This window comes from Luteimonas sp. MC1750, from assembly GCF_016615955.1.
Taxonomy (GTDB): Bacteria; Pseudomonadota; Gammaproteobacteria; order Xanthomonadales; family Xanthomonadaceae; genus Luteimonas.
On record NZ_CP067113.1, the window covers coordinates 1,835,130 to 1,860,448 of the forward strand.

At 72.6% G+C, this 25,319-nt stretch carries 28 protein-coding genes and 1 pseudogene; 12 read left to right on the forward strand and 17 right to left on the reverse strand.

The window, feature by feature from the left end:
• Nucleotides 1-29: 29 nt before the first annotated feature.
• The 3 genes and pseudogenes from JGR68_RS08500 to prmB form a co-directional block, all read right to left on the reverse strand.
• Nucleotides 30-1,028 carry a D-glycerate dehydrogenase gene (locus JGR68_RS08500; RefSeq protein WP_199361869.1) on the reverse strand — a complete coding sequence of 333 codons (999 nt, stop codon included), beginning with the start codon at nt 1,026-1,028 and terminating at the stop codon, nt 30-32.
• A complete protein-coding gene (aroC, locus tag JGR68_RS08505; RefSeq protein WP_199361868.1) occupies nt 1,021-2,130 on the reverse strand; it encodes a chorismate synthase in 1,110 nt (369 codons plus the stop codon). Before aroC ends, JGR68_RS08500 begins: the two co-directional genes overlap by 8 nt.
• Before the next feature lie 139 nt (nt 2,131-2,269).
• Nucleotides 2,270-3,184, reverse strand: a pseudogene (gene prmB, locus JGR68_RS08510) (50S ribosomal protein L3 N(5)-glutamine methyltransferase); the annotation flags it as partial.
• A gap of 109 nt (nt 3,185-3,293) precedes the next feature.
• On the opposite strand from prmB, the gene JGR68_RS08515 reads away from it, so the two are divergent.
• From JGR68_RS08515 to JGR68_RS08525, 3 genes are all read left to right on the forward strand, one after another.
• Nucleotides 3,294-3,941 (forward strand): SCO family protein, encoded by a 648-nt coding sequence (locus JGR68_RS08515; protein WP_199361866.1) that lies wholly within the window; start codon nt 3,294-3,296, stop codon nt 3,939-3,941.
• Nucleotides 3,938-4,786, forward strand: coding sequence for an archaetidylserine decarboxylase (asd, locus tag JGR68_RS08520; RefSeq protein WP_199361865.1), 849 nt, complete (start codon nt 3,938-3,940; stop codon nt 4,784-4,786). Before JGR68_RS08515 ends, asd begins: the two co-directional genes overlap by 4 nt.
• 69 nt (nt 4,787-4,855) lie before the next feature.
• Nucleotides 4,856-6,676, forward strand: a complete 1,821-nt coding sequence (locus JGR68_RS08525; protein ID WP_199361864.1) for a DEAD/DEAH box helicase — start codon at nt 4,856-4,858, stop codon at nt 6,674-6,676.
• Nucleotides 6,677-6,688: 12 nt separating this feature from the next.
• Here JGR68_RS08525 and JGR68_RS08530 read toward each other — a convergent pair whose 3' ends face one another.
• Complete coding sequence (locus tag JGR68_RS08530) at nt 6,689-6,865, reverse strand: hypothetical protein (protein WP_199361863.1); 177 nt, start codon at nt 6,863-6,865, stop codon at nt 6,689-6,691.
• A gap of 148 nt (nt 6,866-7,013) precedes the next feature.
• Between JGR68_RS08530 and JGR68_RS08535 the strand changes: the two genes are divergently transcribed.
• The gene (locus tag JGR68_RS08535) at nt 7,014-8,195 is read left to right on the forward strand and encodes an NAD(P)/FAD-dependent oxidoreductase (RefSeq protein WP_199361862.1); all 1,182 of its coding nucleotides are present in this window, start codon (nt 7,014-7,016) and stop codon (nt 8,193-8,195) included.
• A 1-nt stretch (nt 8,196) separates the two neighbouring features.
• On the opposite strand, the gene JGR68_RS08540 is transcribed toward JGR68_RS08535, so the two are convergent.
• From JGR68_RS08540 to JGR68_RS08565, 6 genes are all read right to left on the reverse strand, one after another.
• Nucleotides 8,197-8,808, reverse strand: a complete 612-nt coding sequence (locus JGR68_RS08540; RefSeq protein ID WP_199361861.1) for a hypothetical protein — start codon at nt 8,806-8,808, stop codon at nt 8,197-8,199.
• Between the two features lie 60 nt (nt 8,809-8,868).
• Nucleotides 8,869-9,756: a hypothetical protein gene (locus JGR68_RS08545; RefSeq protein ID WP_199361860.1), complete on the reverse strand. Its 888-nt coding sequence runs from the start codon at nt 9,754-9,756 to the stop codon at nt 8,869-8,871.
• On the reverse strand, nt 9,753-10,127 hold the full coding sequence (locus JGR68_RS08550) for a DUF6164 family protein (RefSeq protein ID WP_199361859.1): 375 nt from the start codon (nt 10,125-10,127) through the stop codon (nt 9,753-9,755). The genes JGR68_RS08545 and JGR68_RS08550 overlap by 4 nt, the downstream gene beginning before the upstream one ends.
• Before the next feature lie 72 nt (nt 10,128-10,199).
• Nucleotides 10,200-10,790: a hypothetical protein gene (locus JGR68_RS08555; RefSeq protein WP_199362244.1), complete on the reverse strand. Its 591-nt coding sequence runs from the start codon at nt 10,788-10,790 to the stop codon at nt 10,200-10,202.
• 17 nt (nt 10,791-10,807) lie between these two features.
• Nucleotides 10,808-11,656 (reverse strand): transferase, encoded by an 849-nt coding sequence (locus tag JGR68_RS08560; protein ID WP_199361858.1) that lies wholly within the window; start codon nt 11,654-11,656, stop codon nt 10,808-10,810.
• A gap of 27 nt (nt 11,657-11,683) precedes the next feature.
• On the reverse strand, nt 11,684-11,950 hold the full coding sequence (locus tag JGR68_RS08565) for a DksA/TraR family C4-type zinc finger protein (protein ID WP_199361857.1): 267 nt from the start codon (nt 11,948-11,950) through the stop codon (nt 11,684-11,686).
• A 138-nt stretch (nt 11,951-12,088) separates the two neighbouring features.
• Between JGR68_RS08565 and JGR68_RS08570 the strand changes: the two genes are divergently transcribed.
• Nucleotides 12,089-13,507 carry a mechanosensitive ion channel domain-containing protein gene (locus JGR68_RS08570; protein WP_199361856.1) on the forward strand — a complete coding sequence of 473 codons (1,419 nt, stop codon included), beginning with the start codon at nt 12,089-12,091 and terminating at the stop codon, nt 13,505-13,507.
• A gap of 188 nt (nt 13,508-13,695) precedes the next feature.
• Nucleotides 13,696-13,941, forward strand: coding sequence for a hypothetical protein (locus JGR68_RS08575; RefSeq protein ID WP_199361855.1), 246 nt, complete (start codon nt 13,696-13,698; stop codon nt 13,939-13,941).
• Between the two features lie 36 nt (nt 13,942-13,977).
• Here JGR68_RS08575 and JGR68_RS08580 read toward each other — a convergent pair whose 3' ends face one another.
• From JGR68_RS08580 to JGR68_RS08605, 6 genes are all read right to left on the reverse strand, one after another.
• Nucleotides 13,978-14,445 (reverse strand): hypothetical protein, encoded by a 468-nt coding sequence (locus JGR68_RS08580; protein ID WP_199361854.1) that lies wholly within the window; start codon nt 14,443-14,445, stop codon nt 13,978-13,980.
• Nucleotides 14,446-14,506: 61 nt separating this feature from the next.
• Nucleotides 14,507-15,769 (reverse strand): TIGR03862 family flavoprotein, encoded by a 1,263-nt coding sequence (locus JGR68_RS08585; RefSeq protein ID WP_199361853.1) that lies wholly within the window; start codon nt 15,767-15,769, stop codon nt 14,507-14,509.
• 5 nt (nt 15,770-15,774) lie between these two features.
• Complete coding sequence (locus JGR68_RS08590; protein ID WP_199361852.1) at nt 15,775-16,113, reverse strand: zinc ribbon domain-containing protein YjdM; 339 nt, start codon at nt 16,111-16,113, stop codon at nt 15,775-15,777.
• A 26-nt stretch (nt 16,114-16,139) separates the two neighbouring features.
• The gene (ubiM, locus tag JGR68_RS08595; protein ID WP_199361851.1) at nt 16,140-17,399 is read right to left on the reverse strand and encodes a 5-demethoxyubiquinol-8 5-hydroxylase UbiM; all 1,260 of its coding nucleotides are present in this window, start codon (nt 17,397-17,399) and stop codon (nt 16,140-16,142) included.
• Between the two features lie 68 nt (nt 17,400-17,467).
• Nucleotides 17,468-17,749, reverse strand: a complete 282-nt coding sequence (locus JGR68_RS08600; RefSeq protein WP_199361850.1) for a hypothetical protein — start codon at nt 17,747-17,749, stop codon at nt 17,468-17,470.
• Nucleotides 17,750-17,893: 144 nt separating this feature from the next.
• Complete coding sequence (locus tag JGR68_RS08605) at nt 17,894-20,005, reverse strand: M13-type metalloendopeptidase (protein ID WP_199362243.1); 2,112 nt, start codon at nt 20,003-20,005, stop codon at nt 17,894-17,896.
• 180 nt (nt 20,006-20,185) lie between these two features.
• Here JGR68_RS08605 and JGR68_RS08610 point away from each other — a divergent pair, with 180 nt between their 5' ends.
• From JGR68_RS08610 to JGR68_RS14025, 4 genes are all read left to right on the forward strand, one after another.
• Nucleotides 20,186-20,797 carry a mechanosensitive ion channel family protein gene (locus JGR68_RS08610; RefSeq protein WP_199361849.1) on the forward strand — a complete coding sequence of 204 codons (612 nt, stop codon included), beginning with the start codon at nt 20,186-20,188 and terminating at the stop codon, nt 20,795-20,797.
• 121 nt (nt 20,798-20,918) lie between these two features.
• Nucleotides 20,919-21,473: an NADPH-dependent FMN reductase gene (locus JGR68_RS08615; RefSeq protein WP_199361848.1), complete on the forward strand. Its 555-nt coding sequence runs from the start codon at nt 20,919-20,921 to the stop codon at nt 21,471-21,473.
• A gap of 52 nt (nt 21,474-21,525) precedes the next feature.
• Nucleotides 21,526-22,098, forward strand: coding sequence for a peroxiredoxin (locus JGR68_RS08620; RefSeq protein WP_199361847.1), 573 nt, complete (start codon nt 21,526-21,528; stop codon nt 22,096-22,098).
• Between the two features lie 355 nt (nt 22,099-22,453).
• Entirely contained in the window at nt 22,454-22,669 is a 216-nt protein-coding gene (locus tag JGR68_RS14025) for a hypothetical protein (RefSeq protein WP_343225122.1), read from the forward strand.
• Between the two features lie 67 nt (nt 22,670-22,736).
• On the opposite strand, the gene sstT is transcribed toward JGR68_RS14025, so the two are convergent.
• Nucleotides 22,737-24,020 carry a serine/threonine transporter SstT gene (gene sstT / locus JGR68_RS08630; protein ID WP_199361846.1) on the reverse strand — a complete coding sequence of 428 codons (1,284 nt, stop codon included), beginning with the start codon at nt 24,018-24,020 and terminating at the stop codon, nt 22,737-22,739.
• Nucleotides 24,021-24,142: 122 nt separating this feature from the next.
• Between sstT and JGR68_RS08635 the strand changes: the two genes are divergently transcribed.
• Nucleotides 24,143-24,421 carry a DUF6522 family protein gene (locus JGR68_RS08635; protein WP_199361845.1) on the forward strand — a complete coding sequence of 93 codons (279 nt, stop codon included), beginning with the start codon at nt 24,143-24,145 and terminating at the stop codon, nt 24,419-24,421.
• 84 nt (nt 24,422-24,505) lie between these two features.
• On the forward strand, nt 24,506-25,189 hold the full coding sequence (gene azu / locus JGR68_RS08640) for an azurin (RefSeq protein WP_199361844.1): 684 nt from the start codon (nt 24,506-24,508) through the stop codon (nt 25,187-25,189).
• Nucleotides 25,190-25,319 lie beyond the last annotated feature (130 nt).

The window sequence follows — 25,319 nt, forward strand, 5'->3', positions numbered from 1 at the left end:
GTGCTGCCGCGGGGCGGGCCGATCCGGCCCTACCCGCCCACGGGGCTCGGCGGTCGCCCTGCATCCGGCCCGAAGCCCATCGCGGCAATCAGGTTGTCCACCGCCAGCGACACCATCGCGCGGCGCGTGGACAGGCTCGCGCTGGCGATATGCGGCGTCAGGACCACGTTGCGGCACGCAAGCAGCTTCGGATTGACCGCCGGCTCGCCTTCGAACACGTCCAGCCCCGCCGCGGCCAGCCGGCCCGACTGCAGGGCGTCGGCGAGCGCGTCCTCGTCGACCAGGCCACCGCGGGCGATGTTGGTCAGCGTCGCGGTCGGGCGCATGCGCGCCAGCGCGGCGCCGTCGATGATGTGGTGGGTCTGCGCCGAGTACGGCAGCACCAGTACCAGGTGGTCCGCTGCTTCCAGCAGCGCGTCGCGCGCCACCCAGCGCGCCGCGCATGCCTGCTCGATGGCATCCGGCAGCCGCGTCCGGTTGTGGTACAGCACGCGCATGCCGAAGCCCAGGGCGCGCCGCGCGATGGCCTGCCCGATCCGCCCCATGCCGAGGATGCCAAGCGTGCTGCCGTGGATCCCGGCGCCAAGCAGCTGGTGGAAGCCCCAGCCCTGCCAGTGGCCCTCGCGCAGCCAGGCTTCGGCTTCGGTGATGCGCCGCGCCGCGGCCATCATCAGCGCGAAGCCGAAGTCGGCGGTGGTTTCGGTCAGCACGCCGGGCGTATTGGTGGCGATGATCCCGCGCGCGGCCAGGGCGGCGACGTCGAGGTTGTTGTAGCCCACGCCGACGTTGGCCACGGCGCGCAGCCGCGGAGCGCGGGCGATCTCGGCTTCGCCGATGCGGTCGTTGAGCGTGACCAGGGCGCCGTCGCACGCAGCCAGCGCCGCCGCGATCGCCGCCGGGGCGTGGTCGGTGACGACCGGCGTGCGCGTGACGTCGAACCAGGCGTCCAGGCGCGACTCGATATCCGGATACAGCGGCTGCGACACCCAGACCCGCGGCCGCTGCATGCGGGGTCGCGTCTCAGCCATGGCGCGCGCCGTCCGGCGCCGCCGGGATGCGCGGGGATACCGCGCCGACGTCGCCGCACTGGGCGCGGTGGCGCAGCGCCTGGTCCATCAGCTCCAGGGCCAGCATCGCCTCGCAGATCGGCGTCGCGCGGATGCCGACGCAGGGGTCGTGGCGGCCGGTGGTGACGATGTCCACGACCTGGCCATCGACGTCCAGGCCCGCCACCGGCAGGCGCAGGCTCGACGTCGGCTTGAAGGCCACCGAACACGTGACCTGCTGGCCGCTGCTGATGCCGCCCAGGACGCCGCCGGCGTGGTTGGACAGGAAGCCTTCGGGCGTCATCGCGTCGCGATGCACGCTGCCGCGCTGCGCGACGCTGGCGAAGCCGTCGCCGATCTCCACGCCCTTGACCGCGTTGATCGACATCATCGCCGCGGCGATGCCGGCGTCGAGCTTGCCGTAGACCGGCTCGCCCCAGCCCGGCGGCACGCCGTCGGCGACCACGGTGACGCGCGCGCCGACCGAGTCGCCGGACTTGCGCAGCGCGTCCATGTAGCGCTCGAGCTCCGGCACCTGCGCGGCATCGGGCCAGAAGAACGGATTGCCCTCGACCGCGTCCCAGTCGAAGCCGCGCGGCGTGACCTCGCCGATCTGCGCGAGATGGCCGCGGACGGTCACGCCGTGGCGCTCGGCCAGCCACTTCCTGGCGATCACGCCCGCGGCGACCCGCATCGTGGTCTCGCGCGCCGAGCTGCGGCCGCCGCCGCGGGGGTCGCGGATGCCGTACTTGTGCCAATAGGTGTAATCGGCATGGCCGGGGCGGAACCGGGCGCCGATCGCGGCGTAGTCGCGGCTGCGCGCGTCGGTGTTGCGCACGAGCAGGGCGATCGGCGTGCCGGTGGTCAGGCCCTCGTGGACGCCGGACAGGATCTCGATCGCGTCGTCCTCGCGCCGCGCCGAGGTATGCCGGGTGCGCCCGGTGGCGCGGCGCCCGAGGTCGCGCGCGAAGTCGCCCGGCGCCAGCGCGATGCCGGGCGGGCAGCCATCGACCACGCAGCCGATCGCCGGCCCGTGGGATTCACCGAAGGTGGTGACGCGCAGCAGCTGCCCGAAGCTGTTCACGGCCGCGCCCCGCGCGCCAGGCCCGCGGGCAGGCCCATCAGAACAGGCTGTCCGGATCGATGCCGGCTGCCGGATGCGGCGGCGCGGGCGTCGGCGATGCGGCCCGCGCGGCGGACGCCTGCGCGGGCGTGCCGCGCCCACGCTCGGCCGCCAGCTGGGCGATGCGCGCGTTGTGGGTCACCAGGTCGTGGCGCTCGACCACGAACACACCCATCTGCCCGACCTTGAACTCCACCCACATCAGCGGCAGCTCCGGCAGCAGGCGCGACAGCGCGCGCTCGGCCTCGCCGACCTCGCAGATGAGCAGGCCGTCCTCGGACAGGTGCAGCGGCGCGTCGCGCAGGATCTCCAGCACCAGGTCGAGGCCGTCGTCGCCGGCACGCAGGCCCATCTCGGGTTCGTACGAATACTCGCGCGGCAGCGCGTCGGTCTCGTCGTTGGTGACGTAGGGCGGGTTGCTGACGATCAGGTCGTAGTGCTCGCCCTGCAGCGCCGAGAACAGGTCCGACCGGAGGAAGCGGGTGTTGTGCACGTCGAGGCGGCGCTCGTTCTCGCCGGCGAGCGCCAGCGCTTCGTCGCTCAGGTCGACGCCGTCGACATGCCAGTCCGGGTTCCAGTGCGCCATCGCGATCGCGATGCAGCCCGAACCCGTGCACAGGTCCAGCGCGCGGCGCACGTCGCGGCCCGCCAGCCAGGGCTCGAAGCCCGACTCGATCAGTTCGGCGATCGGCGAGCGCGGAACCAGCGCGCGTGGATCGCTCTTGAAGCTGAGCCCCGCGAACCAGGCCTCGCCGCACAGGTAGGCGGCCGGGATGCGCTCCTCGATGCGGCGGATGAAGAGCGCCAGCACCTCCTCCTTCTCGGCCTCGGTCACCCGCGCCTGGCCGTACACCGGGCTCAGGTCGTGCGGCAGGTGCAGCGCGTGCAGGGTGAGCTGGGTGGCCTCGTCCAGCGCGTTGTCGTAGCTGTGGCCGAAGGTCAGCCCGGCCGCGTTGAAGCGGCTGGCACCGTAGCGGATCAGGTCGATGATGGTCTGGAGCTGGTGGGTGGTCATGGTGCGCGTTCGCGGCGCTTTCCGCCGGGGCCACGCAGTATATAGGGAAGCGATGCCCTGCCCTCCCGCGGGCCGCTATGATGGCCCGCCCCCGACGCCACGAGGCACCATGTTCAACCGCAGCATCCTGATCGTGCTGGTGATCGCCCTCGCCGCCGGCCTTGGCCTCGTCGCCTCGCAGCGCTGGTTCGGCAGCCCCGGTCAACCGGCCGGCCCCGAACTGGAAACCGTGCGCCTGTTCCCGCAGGCACGCGAACTGCCGCCGTTCACCCTGCAGCAGTCCGATGGCACCCAGCTGGTGCCCGGCGAGCTGCACGGCCACTGGACCCTGGTGTTCCTCGGTTTCACCCACTGCCCCGACGTCTGTCCGACCACGCTGGCCGACCTGGCGCGCGCGCAGACGGCGTGGGAAGCGCTGCCGGAGGCCCGCCGGCCGCGGGTGCTGTTCGTCTCGGTCGATCCCGAGCGCGACAGCCCGGACCGCATCGGCGAATACGCGGCGTTCTTCCACCGCGACACCCTGGCCGCGACCGCCGACGTGCCCGCGCTCGAGGCTTTCGCGCGCTCGTTGTCGCTGGTGTTCATGAAGGTGCCCGGGCCCGACGGCGCGCCCGACGACGCCTACACCATCGACCATTCCGCCGCGCTCGCGGTGCTGGACGCCGAAGGCCGGATGGCCGGCGTGGTGCAGGGACCGCTGGATCCGGCGGCGATCGCGCGCGACCTGGCCGCGCTCACCGGCGAGGCGCTGCCGTGAGCCTGGTCACCGCGCTGACCTATGCGCTTCCGCACCGCCTGCTGTCGGGGGCGGCGCGCCGGCTGGCCTATTCGGACCATCCGCGTCTGCGCGCCTGGCTGATCGACACCGTGGTGCGGCGCTTCGGCGTGGACCTGTCGGAAGCGGCCCAGTCCGACCCCGCGGCCTACACCACGTTCAATGCCTTCTTTACCCGCGGCCTGCGCGAGGGCGCGCGCGTGGCCGACCCCGATCCGGACGCGATCCTGATGCCGGCCGACGGCCGCATCAGCCAGTGCGGCCCGATCGAGGACGGACGCATCTTCCAGGCCAAGGGCCGCTCGTTCACCGCCGCCGAGCTGCTCGCCGACGCGACCGCCGCCGCGCCCTACGACGGTGGCGTGTTCGCCACGGTCTATCTCTCGCCGCGCGACTACCACCGCGTGCACATGCCCTGGAACGGCCGCCTGCTGCGTACCGTCCACGTGCCGGGCCGGCTCTTCAGCGTCGGACCGGACGCGGTGGCCCGGGTACCGCGGCTGTTCGCACGCAACGAGCGCCTGGTCTGCCACTTCGCCACCGACTTCGGGCCGATGGCGGTGGTGATGGTCGGCGCCCTGCTGGTCTCGGGCGTGGAAACCGTCTGGAGCGGCGAGGAAATCCCCGCCTACGGTGATCGCGTGGCCAGCAAGGACTACATGGGCGGCGCCACGGTCGAACTCGCGCGCTTCCAGGAAATGGCGCGCTTCAACTACGGCTCGACGGTGATCGTGCTGCTGCCCCCGGGGGTGGCCGCGCTCGCCCCGGGGCTGGGCGCGGAAACCGCCGTCCGCCTCGGCCAGCGGCTCGCGACGCGCCTGCGGTGACGGCACGGATGCGCCACGCGGCGTAGAATCGCAGCCCGCAAGGCCGTCCCGGCCGCATCGAGGCCGCAGATGAGTTCCGACGCCCCCACCATTCTGTTCACCGATCTTGGCCTGCCGCAGCCCCTGCTGCAGGCCCTGACCGCGGTGGGCTACGAAGCCCCTTCGCCGATCCAGGCCGCGACGATCCCGCCGCTGCTGGCCGGCCGCGACGTCCTTGGCCAGGCGCAGACCGGCACCGGCAAGACCGCGGCCTTCGCGCTGCCGGCCATGGCCCGCCTCGACCCGACGGCGCGCAAGCCGCAGGTGCTGGTGCTGGCGCCGACGCGCGAACTGGCGATCCAGGTCGCCGAAGCCTTCCAGAAGTACGCCGCCTTCCTGCCTGGTTTCCAGGTGCTGCCGATCTACGGCGGCCAAGGCTACGGGCCGCAGCTGCAGGCGCTGCGTCGCGGCGTGCAGGTGATCGTCGGCACGCCGGGGCGCGTCATCGACCACCTCGAGAAGGGTTCGCTGGACATCTCCGAGCTGCGCCTGCTGGTGCTCGACGAGGCCGACGAGATGCTGCGCATGGGCTTCATCGACGACGTCGAGGCGGTGCTCGCGCGCACGCCGGAGACGCGCCAGGTGGCGCTGTTCTCGGCCACCATGCCGCCGCCGATCCGGCGCATCGCGCAGACCTACCTGAAGGACCCGGTCGAGGTCGCGATCAAGTCCGCCACCAGCACCGCGCGCAATATCCGCCAGCGCTACTGGATGGTCAGCGGCACCAACAAGCTCGACGCGGTGACCCGGATCCTCGAGGCCGAACCCTTCGACGGCATGATCGTGTTCACGCGCACCAAGATCGCGACCGAGGAGCTGGCCGAGAAGCTGCAGGCCCGCGGCTTCGCCGCCGCGGCGATCAACGGCGACATCGCCCAGGCGCAGCGCGAACGCACCATCGCCCAGCTGAAGGACGGCAAGGTCGACATCCTGGTCGCGACCGACGTCGCCGCGCGCGGGCTGGACGTCGACCGCATCAGCCACGTGCTGAACTACGACGTGCCCTATGACACCGAGAGCTACGTCCACCGCATCGGCCGCACCGGCCGCGCCGGGCGCAGCGGCGAGGCGATCCTGTTCATCGCCCCGCGCGAGCGCAACATGCTGCGCTCGATCGAGCGCGCCACCCGCCAGCCGATCGAGCAGATGGAGCTGCCGACGGTGGAGAACGTCAACGACGCGCGCATCGGCAAGTTCAAGCAGTCGATCACCGACACCCTGGCCGCGGGCGGGCTGACGCTGTTCCAGTCGCTGGTCGAGGACTACGAGCGCGAGTTCAACGTGCCGGCGGTGGAGATCGCCGCGGCGCTGGCGAAGATGGCGCGCGGCGACGTGCCGCTGCTGATGGAGGCGCCCAAGCGCGACCCGAGGCCGGCGCCGGCGTTCGGCGAGGATCGCGGCTTCCGCGACCGCCCCGGCCGTCCCGAGCGCCCCGAGCGCGGCGACCGCGGTGACCGGCCCGCGTTCCCGAAGAAGGAGCGCACGGCACGCCCGCCCCAGGCCGGCATGCAGACGTTCCGGGTCGAGGTCGGCTACGACCACGGGGTGAAGCCGGGCAACATCGTCGGCGCCATCGCCAACGAGGCCAACCTCGAGGCGAAGCACATCGGCCGCATCGAGATCTTCGAGGATCACAGCCTGATCGACCTGCCTGACGGCATGCCGCAGGAGACCATGACGCACCTCAAGGGCGTCTGGTGCGCGGGACAGCAGCTGCGGATCACCCGGGACGGGGATGCGCCGGACACGGCCGGCAAGGTGCCGGGCCGGAAGCCCTTCGCGAAGAAGACCTTCGGCAAGAAACCGTTCCCGCCGCGGACGCCGCACCGCAAGGGCCCGCGCCCGGAGTAAAGGCCTGGGCCCTCAGGGGCCCAGCACGTGGATCACCTCGTCCAGTGGCGGCCAGCCGAACATCGGCGCCAGCCACCAGTAGGCGGCGACCACGATCAGCACCCACAGCGCGAGCTTGAGCACGACGCCGGCGACCTTGAACGCCAGGTAGAGCCCGATGATGACCGCGACCAGGCCCAGCCAGGTCACGGGCGCATCCCTGTGTGCGCGTTCGTTCGCTGTGCGCGGAGCGTGGGCTGGCGAGGTGGCGGATGATCTGGCTGATCGTGCATCGGGACATTCTACTTCGGGCTCATCGGGGCGTCGTGGCGGGAGACCGCCGGGCTATCCTGTCGCGATGACGATTTCATGCGATGTGCTGGTCATCGGGGCCGGCGCCGCCGGGCTCATGTGTGCGATGACCGCGGGCCGGCGCGGACGCGGCGTGCGGGTCATCGAGCGCGCCAACAGGCCGGGCAAGAAAATCCTGATGTCGGGCGGCGGCCGCTGCAATTTCACCAATACCGGCACCACGGCCGCCAACTTCATCTCGGCCAATCCGCACTTCTGCAAGTCGGCGCTGGCGCGGTATCGACCCGCCGACTTCATCGACATGGTCGACCGCCACGGCATCGCGTGGCATGAGAAGGAGCTGGGGCAGCTGTTCTGCGACGAGTCCTCGAAGCAGATCGTGCGCATGCTGCTCGACGAATGCGGCGATGCCGGGGTCTCGATCGAGACCGGCTGCGACGTGCACGCGGTGACGCGGGAGGGGGACGGCTTCCTCGTCGACACCGCCCGCGGGCGGGTCGCGGCGGCGTCGCTGGTGGTGGCGAGCGGCGGACTGTCGATCCCGAGCCTGGGCGGCAGCGGCTTCGGGTATGCGCTGGCGAAACAGTTCGGCAACGCGGTGCTACCGACGCGCGCAGGCCTGGTGCCGCTGGTGCTCACCGGCAGCCACGCGGAGCGCCTGGAAGGGCTCAGTGGCGTCGCGCTCGAGGTCGAGGCCGTCGCGCGCGGCCCGTGCTTCCGCAACGCGATGCTGGTCACCCATCGCGGGCTCAGCGGGCCGGCGATGCTGCAGGTGTCCTCGTACTGGGAACCGGGCCAGCCGCTGGCGATCGACCTGCTGCCCGGCTTGGACGCCCTGGAATTCCTGCGCGCGCAGCGCGCGGCGCGTCCTGCGAGCGAACTGCGCACCGTGCTGGCCGAACGCATGCCCAAGCGCTTCGCGCAGCGGCTGTGCGAGCACTGGCTGGGGGACCGGCCGCTGCGCCAGTTCGACGAGCCGATGCTGGCGCGCGCGGCCGCCGCGCTGTCGGCGTGGCCGGTGGTGGCCAGCGGGACCGAGGGCTACCGCACCGCGGAAGTCACGCTCGGCGGCGTCGACACCGACGGGCTGTCATCGACGACGATGATGTCGCGCAGCGTGCCGGGCCTGTATTTCATCGGCGAAGTGGTCGACGTCACCGGCTGGCTGGGCGGCTACAACTTCCAGTGGGCCTGGGCCTCGGGCCACGCGGCGGGCACGGTGGCCTGACTCAGCGCGCGGCTTCGTAGCTCGTCGCGGCGCACAGCCGGGTATCGGTGGCGGTGGCGGCGGGAATGCCGTCGCCCTGCAGCGCGAGCAGCTTGACGACGCGGATGCCGGCCTCCTCGTAGCTGGCCAGCGCCAGGAAGCCGGTCTTCATGCTGCCGCAGAAGCCCTGGCCGTCGGCGCGCACTTCGTCCAGCACGCGCCGCAGCTCCACCGGCTGGCCGGCGTCGATGCTCATCATGTCGGCGTAGCGCTCGCCGGCGCTGTATTCGTCGCCACCGCGCACGATGGCCATGCGCTCGGTGACGAAGGCCGCGCCGTTCTCGCCGGTGATCCGCGAGTCGCCGATGTCCAGCGCGCCGGTCATCGCGGTGGAGACGCGGTCGGCCGGCACGAAGCGGCCGATGGCCACTGGCTGCAGGGTGGGCGGCGCGGCGCGCTCGGTCGGCGCCTTGCCGGGATCGGGCTCAAGCGAATTGCGCGGCGACGGCGTCGGCGCGCTGGTCGCGGGCGGCTGGTCCTGGCCGGCGGCGGGCACGTCGTCGCGCGCGCAGCCGGCGGACACGAGGCAGCCGAGCGCGAGCACGGCGATGGCGAAGCGGTCGAGCAGTTCCAAGCGGGAGTCCGGGGGGCGTCGGGTGCGCGCCGATGATAAGCGCTCGGCGACCACCGCGCGTCAGGGGTCGACCCGGGGTTGCGGAGCCGTGGGAAGTTCGGGCGTGGTCTCGCTGAGGATGCGCAGGCTCTCTTCGGCGCGCCGGCGCCGCGCGTCCGCGGCTTCGGGATCTTCGTCGTCCGCTTCCGCCCCACCCTGCGCGGCGCGCAGCGGAGCGCCGGGGAACGGCTGCATCGGGCCGCCGCCCGCGGACGCGCCGTTACCCGGCCTGCACTCGCCCAGCAGCGCGCCGGCCGAGACCTGGTCGCCCGCGACTTCCTGCACGCGGACCGCGAGGCCGGCCACGTCGCCGTGCGTGCCGAGGCGGCGGCAGGCCTCGGCGATGGTCGCGTGCCCGGTGCCGCGCGACGCCATCACCAGCAGCATGGTCATGCGGTCCACCCAGCCCGCCGCGCGCACGCCGGGAATGTCGGCGACGTCGCGGCGCGCGGCCTCGCGGCGGATCGCGCTGCCCCGGTCGGCCAGAAGGACCTGGCGATGCACCTCGGCCCCGAGGTCGGCCAGCCGCGCGACGGCCGCCGCGCCGTCGCCGGCCCGTGCGTCGCGGTCGATGGCGTCGAGCCCGGCGGCCGCGTCGCCGTCGGGGTTGTCCGCGTCGCCGTCGGGGTTGCCCGCATCACCAGCCGGTTTCGCGACCAGCGGCGCTCCGGCCTCGGTGCTCCCGGCCGGAATGACCTGGGCCGACATGCTCTCGACCGCTCCGTCGACTGCACGACGGTTTGCATCCGCGCCCGGGCGCAGCCAGTCGCGCACATGCTGGTAGCCGAACCACGGCAGCACCAGCACCAGCACGGCCAGCAGCCAGAAGGCCCGTCTTGCGTTGCGCCGCCTGCGCAGGGCGGAGCGGTCCGGCCAGTAGGGTGTCCTGCCCGGCCGGCTCGGGCTCACGTCCCGGCCCGCCCCAGCAGCACCACCGGCAGCGCCACGAGCAGCAGCAGGCCGACGATGCCCAGCAGTACCGCAAGCACCCGCAGCGGCTCGCGGCGGAACATGTCGGCAAACGTGTCCGCGCTGCCGTCCTCCACCGCCTGGGCATGTTCGGCGCGCGCGCGCGACTGGCGGGCCGCCTGGTAGTCGTCCATCAGTCGCCGCGCCTGCGGGTAATCGGCGTCCTCGGACACCCAGATGCCGCCGTAGGAGATGCCCCAGCGGCTGGGCCTGGTCTCGTGGAAGGCGATGGCGTGCGCACGCAGGAAGCCGCGGACCTCGTCCGCCTCGTCCTCGGGCACCATCCGCATGTTGAGCAGGAGCTTCGCCATCGTGCACAGGATACCCGCGGCCCATGGCAGGCGCGCGAGCCCTGCGTCGCAGGTCGGTCCTGTCGTCGCTCGTCAGTCCCGCCCGCCCAGGGCGCGGCGCAGGTTGGCGCGGGCCGCGGCGTCCAGGCGCGCGTGGAAGAAGTCGCCGAGATAGATGCGTTCACGGCGCAGCAGGCCGCGCAGTAAGCGCCGCCGGTTGATCCGGTACAGCCAGCCGGGCACGGCGTCGCGGTATTCCTCCGCGATCGCGCGGTCGTAGGCGTCGAAGGCGGCGGCATCGGCGCCGAGGATGGCCATGTCGCAGTCGAGGAAGTTACGGCGGTCGTTGCCGTCTGGGCCGTCGCCGAGCGCCTCCGGCGACAGCGCGCCATGGCGGGCGGTCAGCTCGATCAGGTCGACGACATGTGCCACGTCCAGGCCCGCGTCGGGCAGCCAGCGCGCGATGCCCTGCGCCGCCAGTTCGGCCGATCGCGCCTCGTTGTCGCGGCGGCCGGGCTGGTAGACGGCGTCGTGATAGAGCATCGCCAGCCAGGCCTCGCGCGGACGCGCCCAGCCCGGACCGGCGGCGACCTCGTCGAAGTGGCCCAGCAGCGCTTCCACGTGGCCGAAATGGTGGTAGGCGCGCGGGGGCGTGGCGTAGGCGGCGCGCAGCGCGTCGAACATGCCGGCGGGCAGCGCGATCAGTTCGCGCACGGCCCTGCCCCGCGACGGCGCAGCGCCTGCGCGATGCGTTCGATGGCGACGGCCAGCTCGCGCCGGGCCTCGCCGGTGAGCGCCGCGTCGACGGCGGCGATGCAGGCGTCGCCGCCATCGGGAGCCGCCCCGGTCCAGGCGAAGGCGACGCGGTTGCTCATCTTCTCCTCCTCGACGACCAGCACCCGGTCCGCGCCGAAGGCATCGCGCAGCCGCCGGATGCGCGGCTCCGGGTCATCGCCGTGCAGGTTGCTGGCCATGACGCCGCCGGGCACCAGCGCGTCGCGACAGGCGGCGTGGAAGGCCGGCGTCGACAGCGCGGGTGGAATGCCCGCGGCGTCGTAGCCGTCCACCAGCAGCACCTCGTAGCGCCCGGGCCTGGCCGCGATGAAGCGGGCGCCATCGTCGAGCACGACCTCGAGGCGCGCGTGGTCGTCCGGGATGCCGAAGTCCCGGCGCAGCGCGATCACGCCGGGATGGTTTTCCACGACCTCGAGCCGTGCCTGCGCGACGTGGCGATGCAGGAACTTGACCTGCGACCCGCCGCCGAGCCCGACGATGCCGATCCGCGCCGGTCGCGGCTGCCACAGCAGCGCCGCCAGCATGCTCCGCGTGTAGTCCACCAGCAGGCGGTCGGGATCGCCGGCGGCCATTCGGCTCTGGGTCTGGCCGCGCACGAACTGCAACGAGACGTAGCCGCGATGGCGGCGCAGGCGCGCAGGCGGCAGCGGAAGCCCGGTCGGATCCACCGCGGGCCCACCGCGCAGGCGGGCGAGCACGCCCTGGAGCCAGCCGGGTCCCTGTCCCTTGATCGCCACCCGGTTCTCCCGTCGCATCCGGACGCGAAGCCTAGCAGCGCCGCCTCAGCGCAGCTGGCTGTCCTTGCTGCCGCGGCGGTTGTAGCCGGCGTGCCCGGCCTCCTCCTCGTCGAGCGCCTCCTGGCAGGCCACGCACAGCCGCACGCCGGGCACCGCCTTGCGGCGTGCCTCGGGGATGGGGGTCTCGCACTCCTCGCACGCGGCGCGCCCCGGACCGGTCCCGAGGCGGCTGCGCGCGCGCTCGATGGCGTCCTTCACCGTCGCGTCGATCTGGTCCTGCACGGCGCCGTCGCCTGCCCAGCCGGTGGCCATGGTCTGCTCCTGCACGTCACGGTGGCTCCAGCTTCGGTTATCGGGGCGGTGGATGGCGTGCACAAGTGCGGCGTCCGGGCAGGCCGGCCGCGACGTCCCGCAGGCGCAGCCTTCACCGCGGCATGCGAGCATTGATCCATGCGCACCCGCCTTTCCGGACCCCTCGCCGCCCTCCTGTTCACACTCGCCCTGGGCGTCGGGGCCGCGTCGGCCCAGGACGCCGCGCCACCGGCTGGACTGCCCGATGCGGCCGGCCTGCGTGATGCGGCCGGACTGCCCGATGCGGCTGGACTGCCCGATGCGGGTGATCCTCTCGACACGGCTGAAGCCGTGTCCGGAGACCTGCTGGAGAGCCGCCGCCTGGCCCAGCGCCTGCAGGACACGGGCCTGGCCGACGTTTCGGTCACCGTGCGCGACGGCGTGGCCGAGCTCCAGGGCGTGGTCCTGGCGCCGGAGGACCGCGAACGTGCCGCGCAGGTGGCCGCCCAGCAGCCGGGCATCGCCCGCGTCGACAACCGCGTCGTCCTCAGCACGCGCTTCACCGACCGCGTCGCCACCGCCTCGGAACTGGCACTGGACAAGGTGACCCGGCTGCTCGCCGCCCTGCCCCTGCTGCTGGTCGCGATCGCCGTCGTGGCCCTGGCCTGGTGGTTCGGCAAGTGGCTGGGCCGTCGCCTGGGCGCCCGCATCGCGCGCCGCAACTGGCAGTCGGAGAATCCGTTCTTCGCCAGCCTGGTGCAGCAGCTGGTGCAGTGGCTGGTCCTGCTGGGCGGCGTGCTGGTCGCGCTCGACCTGCTCGGCGCAACCGCGCTGGTGGGCGCGGTGATGGGTTCGGCCGGCGTGATCGGCCTCGCGCTGGGCTTCGCCTTCAAGGACATCGCCGAGAACTACGTCGCCGGCGTGCTGCTCAGCATCCGCCGTCCGTTCGCGCCGGGCGAGCTGCTGCGCATCGACAATGCGCACGAAGGCAAGGTCGCGGCCCTGACCTCGCGCGCCACCGTCCTGGTGACCCACGATGGCAACCGGCTGACGCTTCCCAATGCGCTGGTGTTCAAGTCGGTGGTGCTGAATTTCTCCAGCAATCCGAAGCGGCGCCTCGAGTTCACCATCCCGCTCGACGTCGAGGAATCGATCCGCCACGTGCAGGAGATCGCGCTCGACGCGATCCGTGCGATCGACGGCGTGGCCAGCGATCCCGGTCCGTCATGGACCGTCGATGCCTATGACGCCGGCGGCATCACGCTGCGCTTCTTCGCCTGGGTCGACCAGCGCCAGTGCGACCTCGGCAAGGTGCGCAGCGAGGCGATCCACGCCGTGCGCACGGGCCTGGCCGACGCGGGCGTGCGGACGCCGCGCAACATCCAGTACACGACCGAGCTCGTGGACGGCGCAGCGCCGGCGCCGCACCCGCACCCGCACCCGCATCCGCGCGAGGCCGCGGCCGACATGTCGGTCAACCGCGACCTCGACGCGCACCTGGTGGCCGAGCAGCGGGCCCACGCGAGCGAAGACCTGCTTCCCGAAGACGAGCCCGTGGTCGAGCCTTCGCCGCGCTGATTCGGATTATTCCTACCCCGGAAACGCGAAGTCGCCGACGGGCGACCGGACGGTGGTGGCGCAAGCTTGGGACGCCCCGGCAGCACGGCCCTGCACCGGTCACGGATGCCGCTCAGCAACGGAAACGGCCGCGACCTTGAGCAAGTCGTGAAGCTGGGCCGGGGCTCCCCCAACATCGAGGCACGCCCATGGTCGAGATCAAGCAGCTTGCGGCCGGCTTCCAGGTCTGCGGCGCGACGTTCGACGAGGTCTTCCACAGCCGGTTCAAGGCGACCATGGCGGCCCACGCGGTCGCGCTCGGCGACGCCACGGCCAGCGGGCGCCCTGTGGCGATCATCCTGCCCAGCGACTGGGGCGACACCATCCTGGTCGAACCCGGCCGGGTGGCGCCAAGGGCGGTCCCCGCCGACACCCTGGCTGCGGCTCGCGGCTGAGGCTGCGGGCGCGTTCGCCGACGCGCCCGGCTCGCCTCAGCCTTGCGACGGCCGCGGCGGCGGCATGTCCGCCGGACGCGCACACCCGCGCGTCGGGCCCACGCCGTCGACGACCAGTTCGCCCGAGTAGGGAAAAACCGCGCCCGACATGCTGTCCTGACAGGGACCGGGGGCGAGCCGGACCTCGATCGTCCCGGCGCCGTCGCGGGCATGGACCACGCGCGTGCCGTCACCGGGCTCCTCGCGCTCGATCGCGAAGCGCCGGCCCGCGACTTCGGGTCCGTCAAGCACCACCGCGCTGTCTTCCACGCGGGCCTGCCAGAACGGCTCGTTGGTCGACACCACGAAGGCCGGCGGGAGCACCGTCGTGGGCGTCGCGTCGGGCGTGACCGGCGACGCGACGTGAGCCCCGGCGGCAGGCCCGGCGGGCCCCGATGGTGCGCGCTCGCAGCCCCCGAGTACGAGCGCCGCGAGCAGGCAGGTCAGGACGGGTCCGCGCTTCATGGTTGCCTCTCACGGTTCGGATCTGGACGGAGCAGCATGCCCCATCGGGCTGCCGACGGCGTCAGGCCCGGGACAGCCAGCGCAGCACGCCGCCGGCCGCGACGTGGCCGCTGGCGAAGCAGGCGGTCAGCAGGTAGCCCCCGGTCGGCGCCTCCCAGTCGAGCATCTCGCCCGCGGCGAAGGTTCCCGGCCGCGCGCGCAGCATCAGCTCCGCATCCAGCGCCTCCAGGCGCACGCCGCCGGCGCTGCTGATCGCCTCGGCGATGGGCCGGGGCGCGCGCAGGCGCAGCGGCAGCCGCTTGGCCGCGGCGGCCACGGCCTGCGGATCATGCAGGGCGTCGGCGCCGAGCACCTCGCGCAGCAGGCCCGCCTTGACGCCGTCCAGGCCGGCGGCGCGACGCAGGTGTTCGGACAGGCTGCGCTTGCCGCGCGGGCGCGCGAGTTCGCCCCGCAGGCGCGCATTGTCGCGACCGGGGGCGAGGTCCAGCTCGACGACCGCGTGCCCCTCGCGCTCGATCCGGTCCCGCAGCGCCGCCGAGATGGCATAGACCAGGCTGCCCTCGATCCCGTGCGCGGAGACCACGCACTCGCCCTGCAGCGCATGCAGGCTGTCGTCGGTCTCGCGCCAGTGCGCGATGACCGGCTTCAGCGGGGCGCCGGCGTGGCGCTGCGCGAAATGCGCCGACCAGTCCACGTCGAATCCGCAGTTGGCCGGTCGCAGCGGCGCGAGGTCGATGCCGGCTTTGCGCAGCAGGTCCTGCCACGCGCCGTCCGAGCCCAGCTCCGGCCAGCTGCCGCCGCCCAGCGCGAGCACGGTCGCATCGGCCTCGAAGATCCGCTCGCCGCCCGGCGCCTCGAAGCGCAGGCCTCCGCCGTCGGTCCAGCCTGTCCAGCGGTGGTGCACGTGCAGCTGCACGCCCTCGGCGCGCAGCCGGCGTACCCAGCCGCGCAGCAGCGGTGCGGCCTTCAGGTCGCGGGGGAAGACCCGGCCCGAGCTGCCCACGAAGGTCTCGACGCCCAGGCCAAGCGCCCAGGCGCGGAGCGCGTCGGCGTCGAAGGCGTCCAGCCAGCCGGCCACCTCGCCGGCGCGCTCGCGGTAGCGGCTGGCGAACAGCGCGGGCGGATCGGAATGGGTGAGGTTGAGGCCGCCCTTGCCGGCGACGAGGAACTTGCGGCCCACCGACCCCTTGGCCTCGAAGACGTGCACCTCGCAGCCCGCCGCGCGCAGCCGCTCGGCCGCGAACAGCCCGGCCGGCCCGCCGCCGACGACGGCGACGCGGCGACCCGGTGCCGGGGCCATGTCGAGGGCGGACGCCGCGTCCATGGGAATCAGGCCTTGCGCAGGAAGCAGGTCTTCAGCACCAGGTCCTTGATCCGGTCGGAGTGGCCCTCGATGTGCTCGGCGTCGTCCTCGACCAGGCGGATGTTGCGGATCACCGTGCCCTGCTTGAGCGGAATCGACGAGCCCTTGACCTTGAGGTCCTTGATCACGACCACGGTATCGCCGGCCGCCAGCGGATTGCCGTTGACGTCGCGCACCACCGGGGCATCGCCCGCCGCGCCGTCGCCGGGCGCCCACTCATGGCCGCAGTCGGCGCAGACCAGCAGGGCGCCATCGGCATAGGTGTTCTCCAGTCCGCATTGCGGGCAGGCGGGGATGGCGGGCATGGCGGCTCCAGCGTGCGTGGGGCCGTTCATTGTAGCCGCGGGCCGCCGGCGGCCCTGGGCCGCAGCACCGCCAGGCCACGACGCAGGCGCTCCAGCGGCGTCGGATCGACGGGTCCGTCATCGAGCAGCACGTCGGCCAGCGCGCGGCGCAGCGGCGGCAGCGCGCGTCCGGCCCCGATGATCGCGCGGCGCAGCGGCCGCAGCAGCGCGCGGTCGTCGGTGAACACACGCACCACCAGCCCGGTTCCGAGGAACAGGGCGGCGCAGCCGGCGCGGTGGCGCCGCTGGTAGCGCGCCAGCAGGCCGGGTTCCGCCGGATCGCCATGGCGCGCCATCGACTCGGCCACGATCGAGGCCAGGCGTTCGACGCTGGCCAGGCCGAGGTTGAAGCCGTGCGCGGTGACCGGATGCATGCCGACGGCGGCGTCGCCGACGAGTGCGAAGCGCTGGCCGACGAAGCGGTGCGCCCAGGTCGCGACCAGCGGCCAGGCGTGCACCTCGCCTTCGAGGACCATGCGGCCGAAGCGGCCGCGATATCGCTGCTCCAGCTCCCGGGAAAACTCCGCGGGATCCAGCGCCACCAGGCGCTCCGCTTCGGCCCCGGTGACGGTGAGCACCGCGGAGGCCAGGCATTCGCCGAGCGGCAGCAGGGCGCGCGTCTGGCCCTCGCCGAACCATTCCCAGGCCACGCCACCGTGCGCCAGTTCCGGTCGGACGCGGCAGACCAGCATGGTCTTGCCGAAGTCGTGCATGGCCACGGGAATGCCCAGCGCCCGGCGGGTGGCCGAGAAGCGGCTGTCGGCCGCCACCAGCAGCGGCGCTTCGAAGCGCCGCCCGTCCTCGAGCACCACGGCGGCGCTGCGCGAACCCGCGGTAACCGATGCCACGCACGCATCGAAGTGCACGCGGATGCGCGGATCCGCTTCGACCATCGCCCAGGCCGCGGCGCGGATGTCGCTGTTGGCGATCAGGTTGCCCAGGGCCTCATGGCCGAACGGCGCGGCATCGACCTCGAAGCCCTCGCCGGCATCGCCATCGGCCACCCTGGCGCGCACCAGCGGATGCACGCGGCTGGCCTCGATCCGGTCGAGGACCCCGAGCTCGCGAAGGATGCGCAGCGAGCCACGGGTGAGGGCGATTTCGCGCCCGTCAGGCGCCGGGCTGGCGATCGCCGACCGCGGCTGGCGCTCGATCACGTCGACCTCCAGCCCGCGCAGCGACAGCGCGCGCGCCAGGCACAGGCCGGCGGGGCCGGCACCGACGATGAGGATGGACGGCTCGGACATGCAGCGCTCCGGATCGGACGGGAGCGTGCAAGCCTAGGATGGCCGGCAGGGCCGGACCCTGACCGCGGTCAAGCGGCCGAGCGGTCCCGCGCGGCGGCATGCACCGCCGGCTCGGCGAGGAAGCGCCCGACCTGGTACCAGACCAGCAGTGCGCCGCCGCCGATGGCCAGTGCGCAGAGGCCGTTGCCGGGCTGCGCCAGGTACAGGGCGGTGGCCAGTCCCGCCGTGAGCGTGAGCCATGCCCATGCCTGCCAGCGCTGCAGCAGCGCCCGCCGCGTCTCGCGGCCGATGATGTCCCTCGCCTGGGCGGCGGGGATCCCGTATTCCTCGCTGATCACTTCCGGATGCATCGCGTGGCTGGCTCCTGTGGCTGTGCGGACTGCGGACCTCGGTGGGACGGACGACGTGGGTGCCCGATTACGCCACGGAACGGGTGCCAATGAAAAGGGGCGGCCAGATGGCCGCCCCTTCCTGCACATGGAGACGCGGCGGCGTCACCAGATCCGGACGCGATCCTCCGGCGCGATGTACAGCTTGTCGCCTTCGCTCACGTCGAACGCGTCGTACCAGGCATCGATGTTGCGCAGCGGCGCGAACGCGCGGATGTGCCCCGGCGAATGCGTGCCGTTGACCAGCTGCTGGCGCAGCGCATCGTCACGCCACAGGGTGCGCCACACCTGGGCCCAGCCCATGAAGAAGCGCTGCTCGCCGGTGAAACCGTCGATCTCCGGCGCGTCCCTGCCGTCGAGCGAGCGGCGGTAGGCCTCCAGCGCGATCGTCAGGCCGCCGAGGTCGCCGATGTTCTCGCCCATCGCCACCTTGCCGTTGATGTGCATGCCCGGCAGCTGCGGGAACGCATAGGCCTCGTACTGCGCGCCCAGCTTCGCGGCCTCGGCCTCGAACTTGGCGGCGTCGTCCGCCGTCCACCAGTCACGCAGCAGCCCGGCGCCGTCGGACTTGCGCCCCTGGTCGTCGAAGCCGTGGATGATCTCGTGGCCGATCACGCCGCCGATGCCGCCGTAGTTCACCGCCGGATCCGCGTCGGGATCGAAGAACGGCGGCTGCAGGATCGCGGCCGGGAACACGATCTCGTTCTTGACCGACGAGTAGTAGGCGTTGACCGTCTGCGGGGTCATGCCCCACTCGGCCTTGTCGACCGGCTGGCCGATGCGCGCGCGGTCATAGTCCCATTCGAATGCGGCTGAACGCAGCGCGTTGCCGAGCACGTCGCCTTCCCTGACCTCGAGCGCGGCGTAGTCGCGCCAGGTGTCCGGGTGGCCGATCTTGAGCCCGAAGCCGGCCAGCTTGGCGCGGGCCTCGGTCTTGGTGTCCTCGCCCATCCAGGCAAGCGTGTCCAGCCGCGCGCCCATGGCGGCCTTCACGTTGGCGACCAGCGCGTCCATCTTGGCCTTGGCGTCCGGCGGGAAGTACAGCTGCACGTAGTCGCGGCCGATCGCCTCGCCCATGGCCTCCTCGGCATGCGCCACGCCGCGCTTCCAGCGCTCCTTCTGCTCCGGCTGGCCGGACAGGAACTTCGAACGGAAGTCGAAGTGCGCGTCGACGAAGGCCTTGGACAGCAGCGGTGCGGCCTGGTCGGTGACGTGGAAAGCCTGCCAGGCCTTCAGCGTGTCGAGGTTGGCCTTGGCGAACAGCGCGGCCAGCTTCGGAATGGCGCTGTCCTGGCGGACCACCGCACGCTCGGCCTGGCCGACGCCCGCGGCGGTGAAAAAGCGCTCCCAGTCGAAGCCGGGCGCGGTGGTCGCGAATTCGGCGCGCTCGACCGGGTTGTAGGTGCGGCTGCGGTCGCGGCTCTCGGCGCGGGTCCAGTGGGCTTCGGCCACCGCCTTCTCGAAGTCGAAGACGCGCTGCGCGTTGCCCTTCGGATCGTCCCAGCCGGCCAGCTCGAGCAGCTGGCCGATGTAGGCGACGTAGCGCTCGCGCTGCGGCGCGAACTTCTCGTCCAGGTACATCTGCCGGTCGCCCAGGCCCAGGCCCGACTGGCTCATGTACAGCGTGTAGCGGTCCGGATCGCGCTGGTCGTCGGAGACGCCGAGGCGGAACAGCGTGGCACCGACGCTGCCGGAAGCCGCACCCATGAGGTCGGCCAGCGCGTCGCGGTCGGCGGCTGCGCGGATGGCGTCGAGGTGCGGCGCCAGCGGCTTCGCGCCCTGCGCCTCGATCGCGGCCTCGTCGAGGAAGCCGCGGTACAGCGTGGCGACCTTGGCCGCGTCGCCGGTCGCGGCGGCGCCCTGCTCCACATAGCCCTCCACCAGCCCGCGCACGCGCGACTCGGACAGGTCGCGCAGGGCGAGGAACGAGCCGTACATCGACTTGTCGGCGGGGATTTCGGTGTCCGCGGCCCAGGTGCCGCTCACGTAGCCGAAGAAGTCGTCGCCGGGCGACACCGAGGTGTCCATGCCGGCCGTGTCGACGCCCCAGGTTCCCATGCGGGTGGCGGCGACGGCACCGCCCGACGCGCCCGCGGCGTCCACGTCGACCAGGGCCACCAGGTGGCAGGCCTCGTCCAGGCAGCGGTCATGCGCCACGGCGGGCGCGACGGCACCGCAGGTGAGCACGAGGGTGGTGGCAAGGCTGAGCAGCGACATCTTCAAGGTGGAACCTCCGGCGCGGAATGGGGCGGAACGGTGCGCCCGCGGATGCGCGGGCCCGGGGCGAGTCTAACCGCCGGCCTCGCGGTGCCACGCGTGACCGTGGTCATGGTGGCCAGCGCCCTGGCCCGATCTGAGAGAATCCGCATCTTTCGCGCGTCGCGACACAGGAGCCGCATGGGGCAGCAGTTGCCGGTCTGGATGCAGGAGTGGCTGGGCGTGATCGTGCCCCTGGGCCAGGTCCTGCTGATCGTCCTCGTCGCGTGGCTGCTGCGGGTGATCGCGCGGCGCCTCGGCGATCGGCTCTGGGCCCGCTACGACGCACCGCCCGAACTCGTGGTCGGCTCGCGGCGCGTCATCACCTTCCTCATCTCCGCCGCGGCGCTGCTGCTGGTGCTGCAGCGGCTGGGCGTGTCCGGAACCGTGCTGTGGACCGCCTTCACCGGCTTCGCCGCGGTGGCCGCGGTGGCGTTCTTCGCCGCGTGGAGCGTGCTGTCCAACGTCTTCTGCACGATGCTGATCCTGGCCACGCGGCCGTTCCGGCTGCACGACCACATCGAGATCCTCGAGGGCGGCGACAAGCCCGGCCTCGGCGGCCGGGTCACCGACATCAACCTGGTCTACACCACGCTGCAGGAGGTGGACGACGCCGGCGAGCCGCGCGGCAGCGTGCTGCGCGTGCCCAACAGCCTGTTCTTTCAGCGCAGCGTGCGGCGCTGGCGCAGCGCCGAGGACCGCAGGCGCGCGCTCAGGGCCGCCAAGGGGCCCGAGTCCGGCCTCGGCGTCTGAGGCCAGGGCCCGGCCGTTGCGCGCCGGCGCGCAACGGACCGTTGCGCCCGGCACCCGCGCTGCGGACCGCCCGCGCCCCCATCCTGTGGACATCGCATCCACGCATCCACAGGACTCCGCCATGGGCCAGTACCGCCTCGCCATCGTCGTCGGCAGCAATCGCCGCGACTCCATCAACCGCAAGCTTGCCGAAGCCCTGGCGCGCCTGCTGCCCGACGACTTCGATGTCAGCTGGCCGCGCATAGACGACCTGCCGATGTACAACCTGGACCTCGAAGGCCAGCGCCCGGCCGAGGTCGAGCGCTTCACCGCTGAAATCGCCGCCGCCGACGCGGTGGCCGTGGTCATGCCCGAGCACAACCGCTCGCTGCCGGCCGTGCTGAAGAACGCCATCGACTGGGGTTCCAAGCCGATGGACGCGAATGTCTGGCGCGGCAAGCCGGCTTCGATCACCGGCACCACCCCGGGCGCGATCGGCACCGCCGTGGGCCAGCAGCACCTGCGGCAGATCCTCGGCATCCTCGGCGCGGTGGTCCAGGGCGGCGAGGCCTACATCCAGTTCAAGCCCGACCTCGTCGGCGCCGATGGCGAATTCACCGATGCCGGCACGCGTGCCTTCATGCAGGCGCACGTGGACGGGTTCGTGGACCTGGTCCGGCGCCTGCTGCCGCGCTGAGCGGGGTGGGAGCCGGACGGGGCTAGAATCGGCCGACCCCCTGGAGTCCGTCATGAACGCCATCAAGCGCAGCTTTGTCCTCGCCGCCCTCGCCCTCGCCTCCGCCTGCTCGTTCCAGGCCCGCGCGACGCTGCAGCCGGGCGATCCCGCACCGGACTTCAGCGCGCCGGCCTGGCTTGCCGGCGAGGCGTTCGAATACTCGCTGGCCAAGGCCCTGCGTGACGGACCGGTGGTGCTTTACTTCTTCCCCGCCGCCAACACGCCGGGCTGCAACATCGAGGCCGCGCTGTTCTCGCAGGCGGTCGACGACTTCCAGGCCCGCGGGGTCTCGGTGATCGGCGTGACCGCCGGCAACACGGGGCAGCTGCGCGAGTTCTCGGCCGACAAGGCCACCTGCGCCGGCAAGTTCCCGGTGGCCGCCGACGCCGGCGCCAGGATCGCCGCCAGCTATGCCGCCACGCTGGAGCGCAAGCCGGAGATGGCGAGCCGCACGTCCTACCTGATCGGCCAGGATGGCCGCGTCCTGGCGGTGCATTCGGACCTGAACCCGGCGCAGCACGTGAAGCGCATGCTCGAGGCCATTCCCGGCCGCGCGGATCGCCAGTCCAGCGCCGCGCGTGACTGAGGCGCCTTCACGCGACGGTACGCCGTTTGCCACGCCGTGCAGCTCTCGTCAAGAGCATGCGAACAATTTGTTAATGCGCGATTGGTACAATGGGCCCAGGACGCGCGTGCCCTCGGGCCACCCGCCGCGTCCCGGTCCGGCAGTACGACATCCCGCGGCGCGCAGCGCCAACCTCCCCGGGACGCAATCGTCCCCACTGCCCGTGCCCGCCCTCCGCAGGGCCGCCCGCCGCCGCGTGCGCGCGACGCGGCCACCCACGACAGGAGTCGAGATGTCCCGCAGCAGCACCAAGAAAACCGCCACCCCCGCCACCGCCGCCGCCCCGGCCGCCGCACGGCCGCGCGCCTCCGCGCCGCTGCGCCGGAGCAGCTCCGCCGCCGCCAGCGCCGCGCATCTCACCAGCCAGCGCATCGCCGCCGACGTGGCCGCGTTCAAGAAGTCGGGCGGCCGCATCGAGGTGCTCGGCAACACGCCGCTGCGCCCGTACACCTCCCGCAGCACCACGCGCAAGGCCACCAAGGTTGCACCCAAGGCCGCCAAGGGCGGCGCCAAGGGCGGCGCCAAGGGCTGATCCCCGGGGAGACGGCGCGCCTGGCGCGCCGTCTCCACGCTGGCGACCGCCCCGGTCGACCGGCCCCTCAGGACGTCGGCTCGACGCCTGCCGGGCCACGCGCGCGCGCCGCGCCCCCGGCTCCCGCGTCCACCTCCTGTTCGACATCACGTCCCGACGTCACGCCGCAGGCCGCGGCGATGAAGACCACGTCGGTCGACGAGTTGAGCGCGGTTTCCGCCGAATCCTGCACCACCCCGACGATGAAGCCGATCGCCACCACCTGCATGGCGATGTCGTCGCTGATCCCGAACAGCCCGCAGGCCAGCGGGATCAGCAGCAGCGACCCGCCCGGCACGCCCGACGCGCCGCAGGCGCCGATCGCCGCGACCACGCTGAGAAGCAGCGCGGTGGGCAGGTCGACCGGAATGCCCAGGGTGTGCACCGCCGCCAGCGACAGCACCGAAATCGTGATCGCCGCGCCCGCCATGTTGACCGTGGCACCAAGCGGCACCGCGACCGAACAGGTCTCCCTGTGCAGTCCCAGCTTGCCGCAGAGCTCCATGTTGACCGGGATGTTGGCCGCCGAGGACCGGGTGAAGAACGCGGTGATACCGCTCTCGCGCAGGCAGCGCAGTACCAGCGGATAGGGATTGCGCCGGGTCACCGCGAACACGATCAGCGGATTGCCGACCAGCGCGACGAACAGCATCGCGCCGAGCAGCACCGCCAACAGGTGCGCGTAGTCCCACAGCGCCGACAGGCCGGTCTCGGCCAGGATCGACGCCACGATGCCGAACACGCCCAGCGGTGCCAGCCGGATCACCAGCCGGACCACGCGCGTGATCGCCTCCGACAGGTCGGACAGCACCTGGCGCGTTCCCTCGCCCGCCTGCCGCAGCGCCAGGCCCAGGGCGATGCCCCAGGCCAGCAAGCCGATGTAGTTCGCCTTCACCAGCGCGTTGAGCGGATTGTCGAACACCTGCAGCACGAGGGTGCGCAGCACCTCGCCGATGCCGCCGGGCGCGCTCAGCGCGGTCTCGGCCGGGATCGTCAGCGCGAGCGTGGTCGGGAACATGAAGCTCGCCGCCACCCCCACCAGCGAGGCCATCACCGTCCCGACCAGGTACAGCGCGAGGATCGGCCGCATGCGCGTGTCCTGGCCCTGGCGATGGTTGGCGATCGAGGCCGCGACCAGCACCAGGACCAGCACCGGGGCCACCGCCTTCAGCGCCGAGACGAACATCGTGCCGAGCAGTCCGACCGCGGCGCCCGCGGCGGGCGAGACCAGGGCCAGGACAATGCCGGCCAGCAGGCCGATGACGATCTGGGTCACCAGGCTGGGTCGGCGCAGGAAGGACGGGAGGGGCATGGGCGGATCCGGAATGCGGCAGCCGGCCATGATAGGGCGTCCGGCGCCGGCCTGATCCAGGTCAATGCCGCGTCCGCCACGACCGGCGACCGTATGCAGGTGCCAACGCAATGGAGGACGCCATGGGCCAGCCCATCCCGCTCGAACTCGCCGACCGCGCAGGCCCCGACGACATCGAAGTCGACGGCGCTCTCGTGGCCAGCGGGCTCGGGCTCGACGTGGAGGACTTCCGCGCGCTCATGGCCGCGGGCAAGGTCAGCGTCCTGTGCGAGCGCGGGACCGGCGAGGACGCCGGCCTCTACCGCGCCAGCTTCTACCACCAGGGCCGGCGCGTCCGCCTGGTGGTGGACGCGCAGGGCCGCACGGTCGGGCCGCCTGCGCCTCCTGCGCCCGGAATGTAAGCGCGTCGCCCACGCGCCCTTCACATGCGTGTCAGCATGCGGCGGGCCATCATCCCCCTGTTTTCCAACCCCCACGAGGACTTCATGAAATTCCATGCATCCCTGATCGCCGCCGCCTGCGCGCTCGCCCTGTCCGCCTGCGGCGGCGAGTCGCAGCAGCCCGTCGATACCGCGGCCCCCGCGCCGGCGCCGGCCACGCCCGCGGACACCGCGCCGGTCGACACCGCGCCGGTCGACGGCGCGCCCGTCGACGGCACGACGACCCCCGCGACCGGCACCGCCCCGGCCGCGACGGACCCGACCGCCGCGGGCGGAACCGCTGGCGCCGGAACGGACGCCGCAACCTCCGCAGGGGCGGCAGCGGGTGGCGAAGCCGTGGTCACCGGCTGCAGCGTCGCGATCGAAGGCAACGACATGATGAAGTTCAACGTGTCGTCGATCACCGTGCCGTCGAGCTGCAGCGAGTTCACCATCAACCTGACCCACGTCGGCCGCCTGCCCGAGGCCGCGATGGGCCACAACGTGGTGGTCACCGCGGCGTCGAACATGGCCAGCGTGGCTGCCGACGGCATCAGCGCGGGCGCCTCGGCCGGTTACGTCAAGGCCGGCGACGACCGCGTGGTCGCCGCGACCGAGATGATCGGCGGCGGCGAAAGCACGTCGGTGACCTTCGACGTGTCCAAGCTCAAGGACGGCGGCCCCTACCAGTTCTTCTGCAGCTTCCCCGGCCACGCGGCGCTCATGAAGGGCAGCATCAGCGTCGGCTGAGGCCACCGCGGAACCGCCAGACGCCCGCGCCGGCCCGTCCGGCGCGGGCGTCTGCGTTCCGGGCCCGGCGGGATGGCGACGGATAACGCCAGTAAAACATCCCGGGGACTACTGTCTGGCCTCGCGGAAC

Coding starts and splice junctions, on each gene's coding strand:
- JGR68_RS08500 (WP_199361869.1), bottom strand. CDS start 1,028: ATGGCTGAGACGCGACCCCGCATGCAGCGGCCGCGGGTCTGGGTGTCG.
- JGR68_RS08515 (WP_199361866.1), top strand. CDS start 3,294: ATGTTCAACCGCAGCATCCTGATCGTGCTGGTGATCGCCCTCGCCGCC.
- JGR68_RS08525 (WP_199361864.1), top strand. CDS start 4,856: ATGAGTTCCGACGCCCCCACCATTCTGTTCACCGATCTTGGCCTGCCG.
- JGR68_RS08535 (WP_199361862.1), top strand. CDS start 7,014: ATGACGATTTCATGCGATGTGCTGGTCATCGGGGCCGGCGCCGCCGGG.
- JGR68_RS08550 (WP_199361859.1), bottom strand. CDS start 10,127: ATGGCGAAGCTCCTGCTCAACATGCGGATGGTGCCCGAGGACGAGGCG.
- JGR68_RS08555 (WP_199362244.1), bottom strand. CDS start 10,790: ATGTTCGACGCGCTGCGCGCCGCCTACGCCACGCCCCCGCGCGCCTAC.
- JGR68_RS08560 (WP_199361858.1), bottom strand. CDS start 11,656: ATGCGACGGGAGAACCGGGTGGCGATCAAGGGACAGGGACCCGGCTGG.
- JGR68_RS08565 (WP_199361857.1), bottom strand. CDS start 11,950: ATGGCCACCGGCTGGGCAGGCGACGGCGCCGTGCAGGACCAGATCGAC.
- JGR68_RS08570 (WP_199361856.1), top strand. CDS start 12,089: ATGCGCACCCGCCTTTCCGGACCCCTCGCCGCCCTCCTGTTCACACTC.
- JGR68_RS08575 (WP_199361855.1), top strand. CDS start 13,696: ATGGTCGAGATCAAGCAGCTTGCGGCCGGCTTCCAGGTCTGCGGCGCG.
- JGR68_RS08580 (WP_199361854.1), bottom strand. CDS start 14,445: ATGAAGCGCGGACCCGTCCTGACCTGCCTGCTCGCGGCGCTCGTACTC.
- JGR68_RS08585 (WP_199361853.1), bottom strand. CDS start 15,769: ATGGACGCGGCGTCCGCCCTCGACATGGCCCCGGCACCGGGTCGCCGC.
- JGR68_RS08590 (WP_199361852.1), bottom strand. CDS start 16,113: ATGCCCGCCATCCCCGCCTGCCCGCAATGCGGACTGGAGAACACCTAT.
- ubiM (WP_199361851.1), bottom strand. CDS start 17,399: ATGTCCGAGCCGTCCATCCTCATCGTCGGTGCCGGCCCCGCCGGCCTG.
- JGR68_RS08600 (WP_199361850.1), bottom strand. CDS start 17,749: ATGCATCCGGAAGTGATCAGCGAGGAATACGGGATCCCCGCCGCCCAG.
- JGR68_RS08605 (WP_199362243.1), bottom strand. CDS start 20,005: ATGTCGCTGCTCAGCCTTGCCACCACCCTCGTGCTCACCTGCGGTGCC.
- JGR68_RS08610 (WP_199361849.1), top strand. CDS start 20,186: ATGGGGCAGCAGTTGCCGGTCTGGATGCAGGAGTGGCTGGGCGTGATC.
- JGR68_RS08615 (WP_199361848.1), top strand. CDS start 20,919: ATGGGCCAGTACCGCCTCGCCATCGTCGTCGGCAGCAATCGCCGCGAC.
- JGR68_RS08620 (WP_199361847.1), top strand. CDS start 21,526: ATGAACGCCATCAAGCGCAGCTTTGTCCTCGCCGCCCTCGCCCTCGCC.
- sstT (WP_199361846.1), bottom strand. CDS start 24,020: ATGCCCCTCCCGTCCTTCCTGCGCCGACCCAGCCTGGTGACCCAGATC.
- JGR68_RS08635 (WP_199361845.1), top strand. CDS start 24,143: ATGGGCCAGCCCATCCCGCTCGAACTCGCCGACCGCGCAGGCCCCGAC.
- azu (WP_199361844.1), top strand. CDS start 24,506: ATGAAATTCCATGCATCCCTGATCGCCGCCGCCTGCGCGCTCGCCCTG.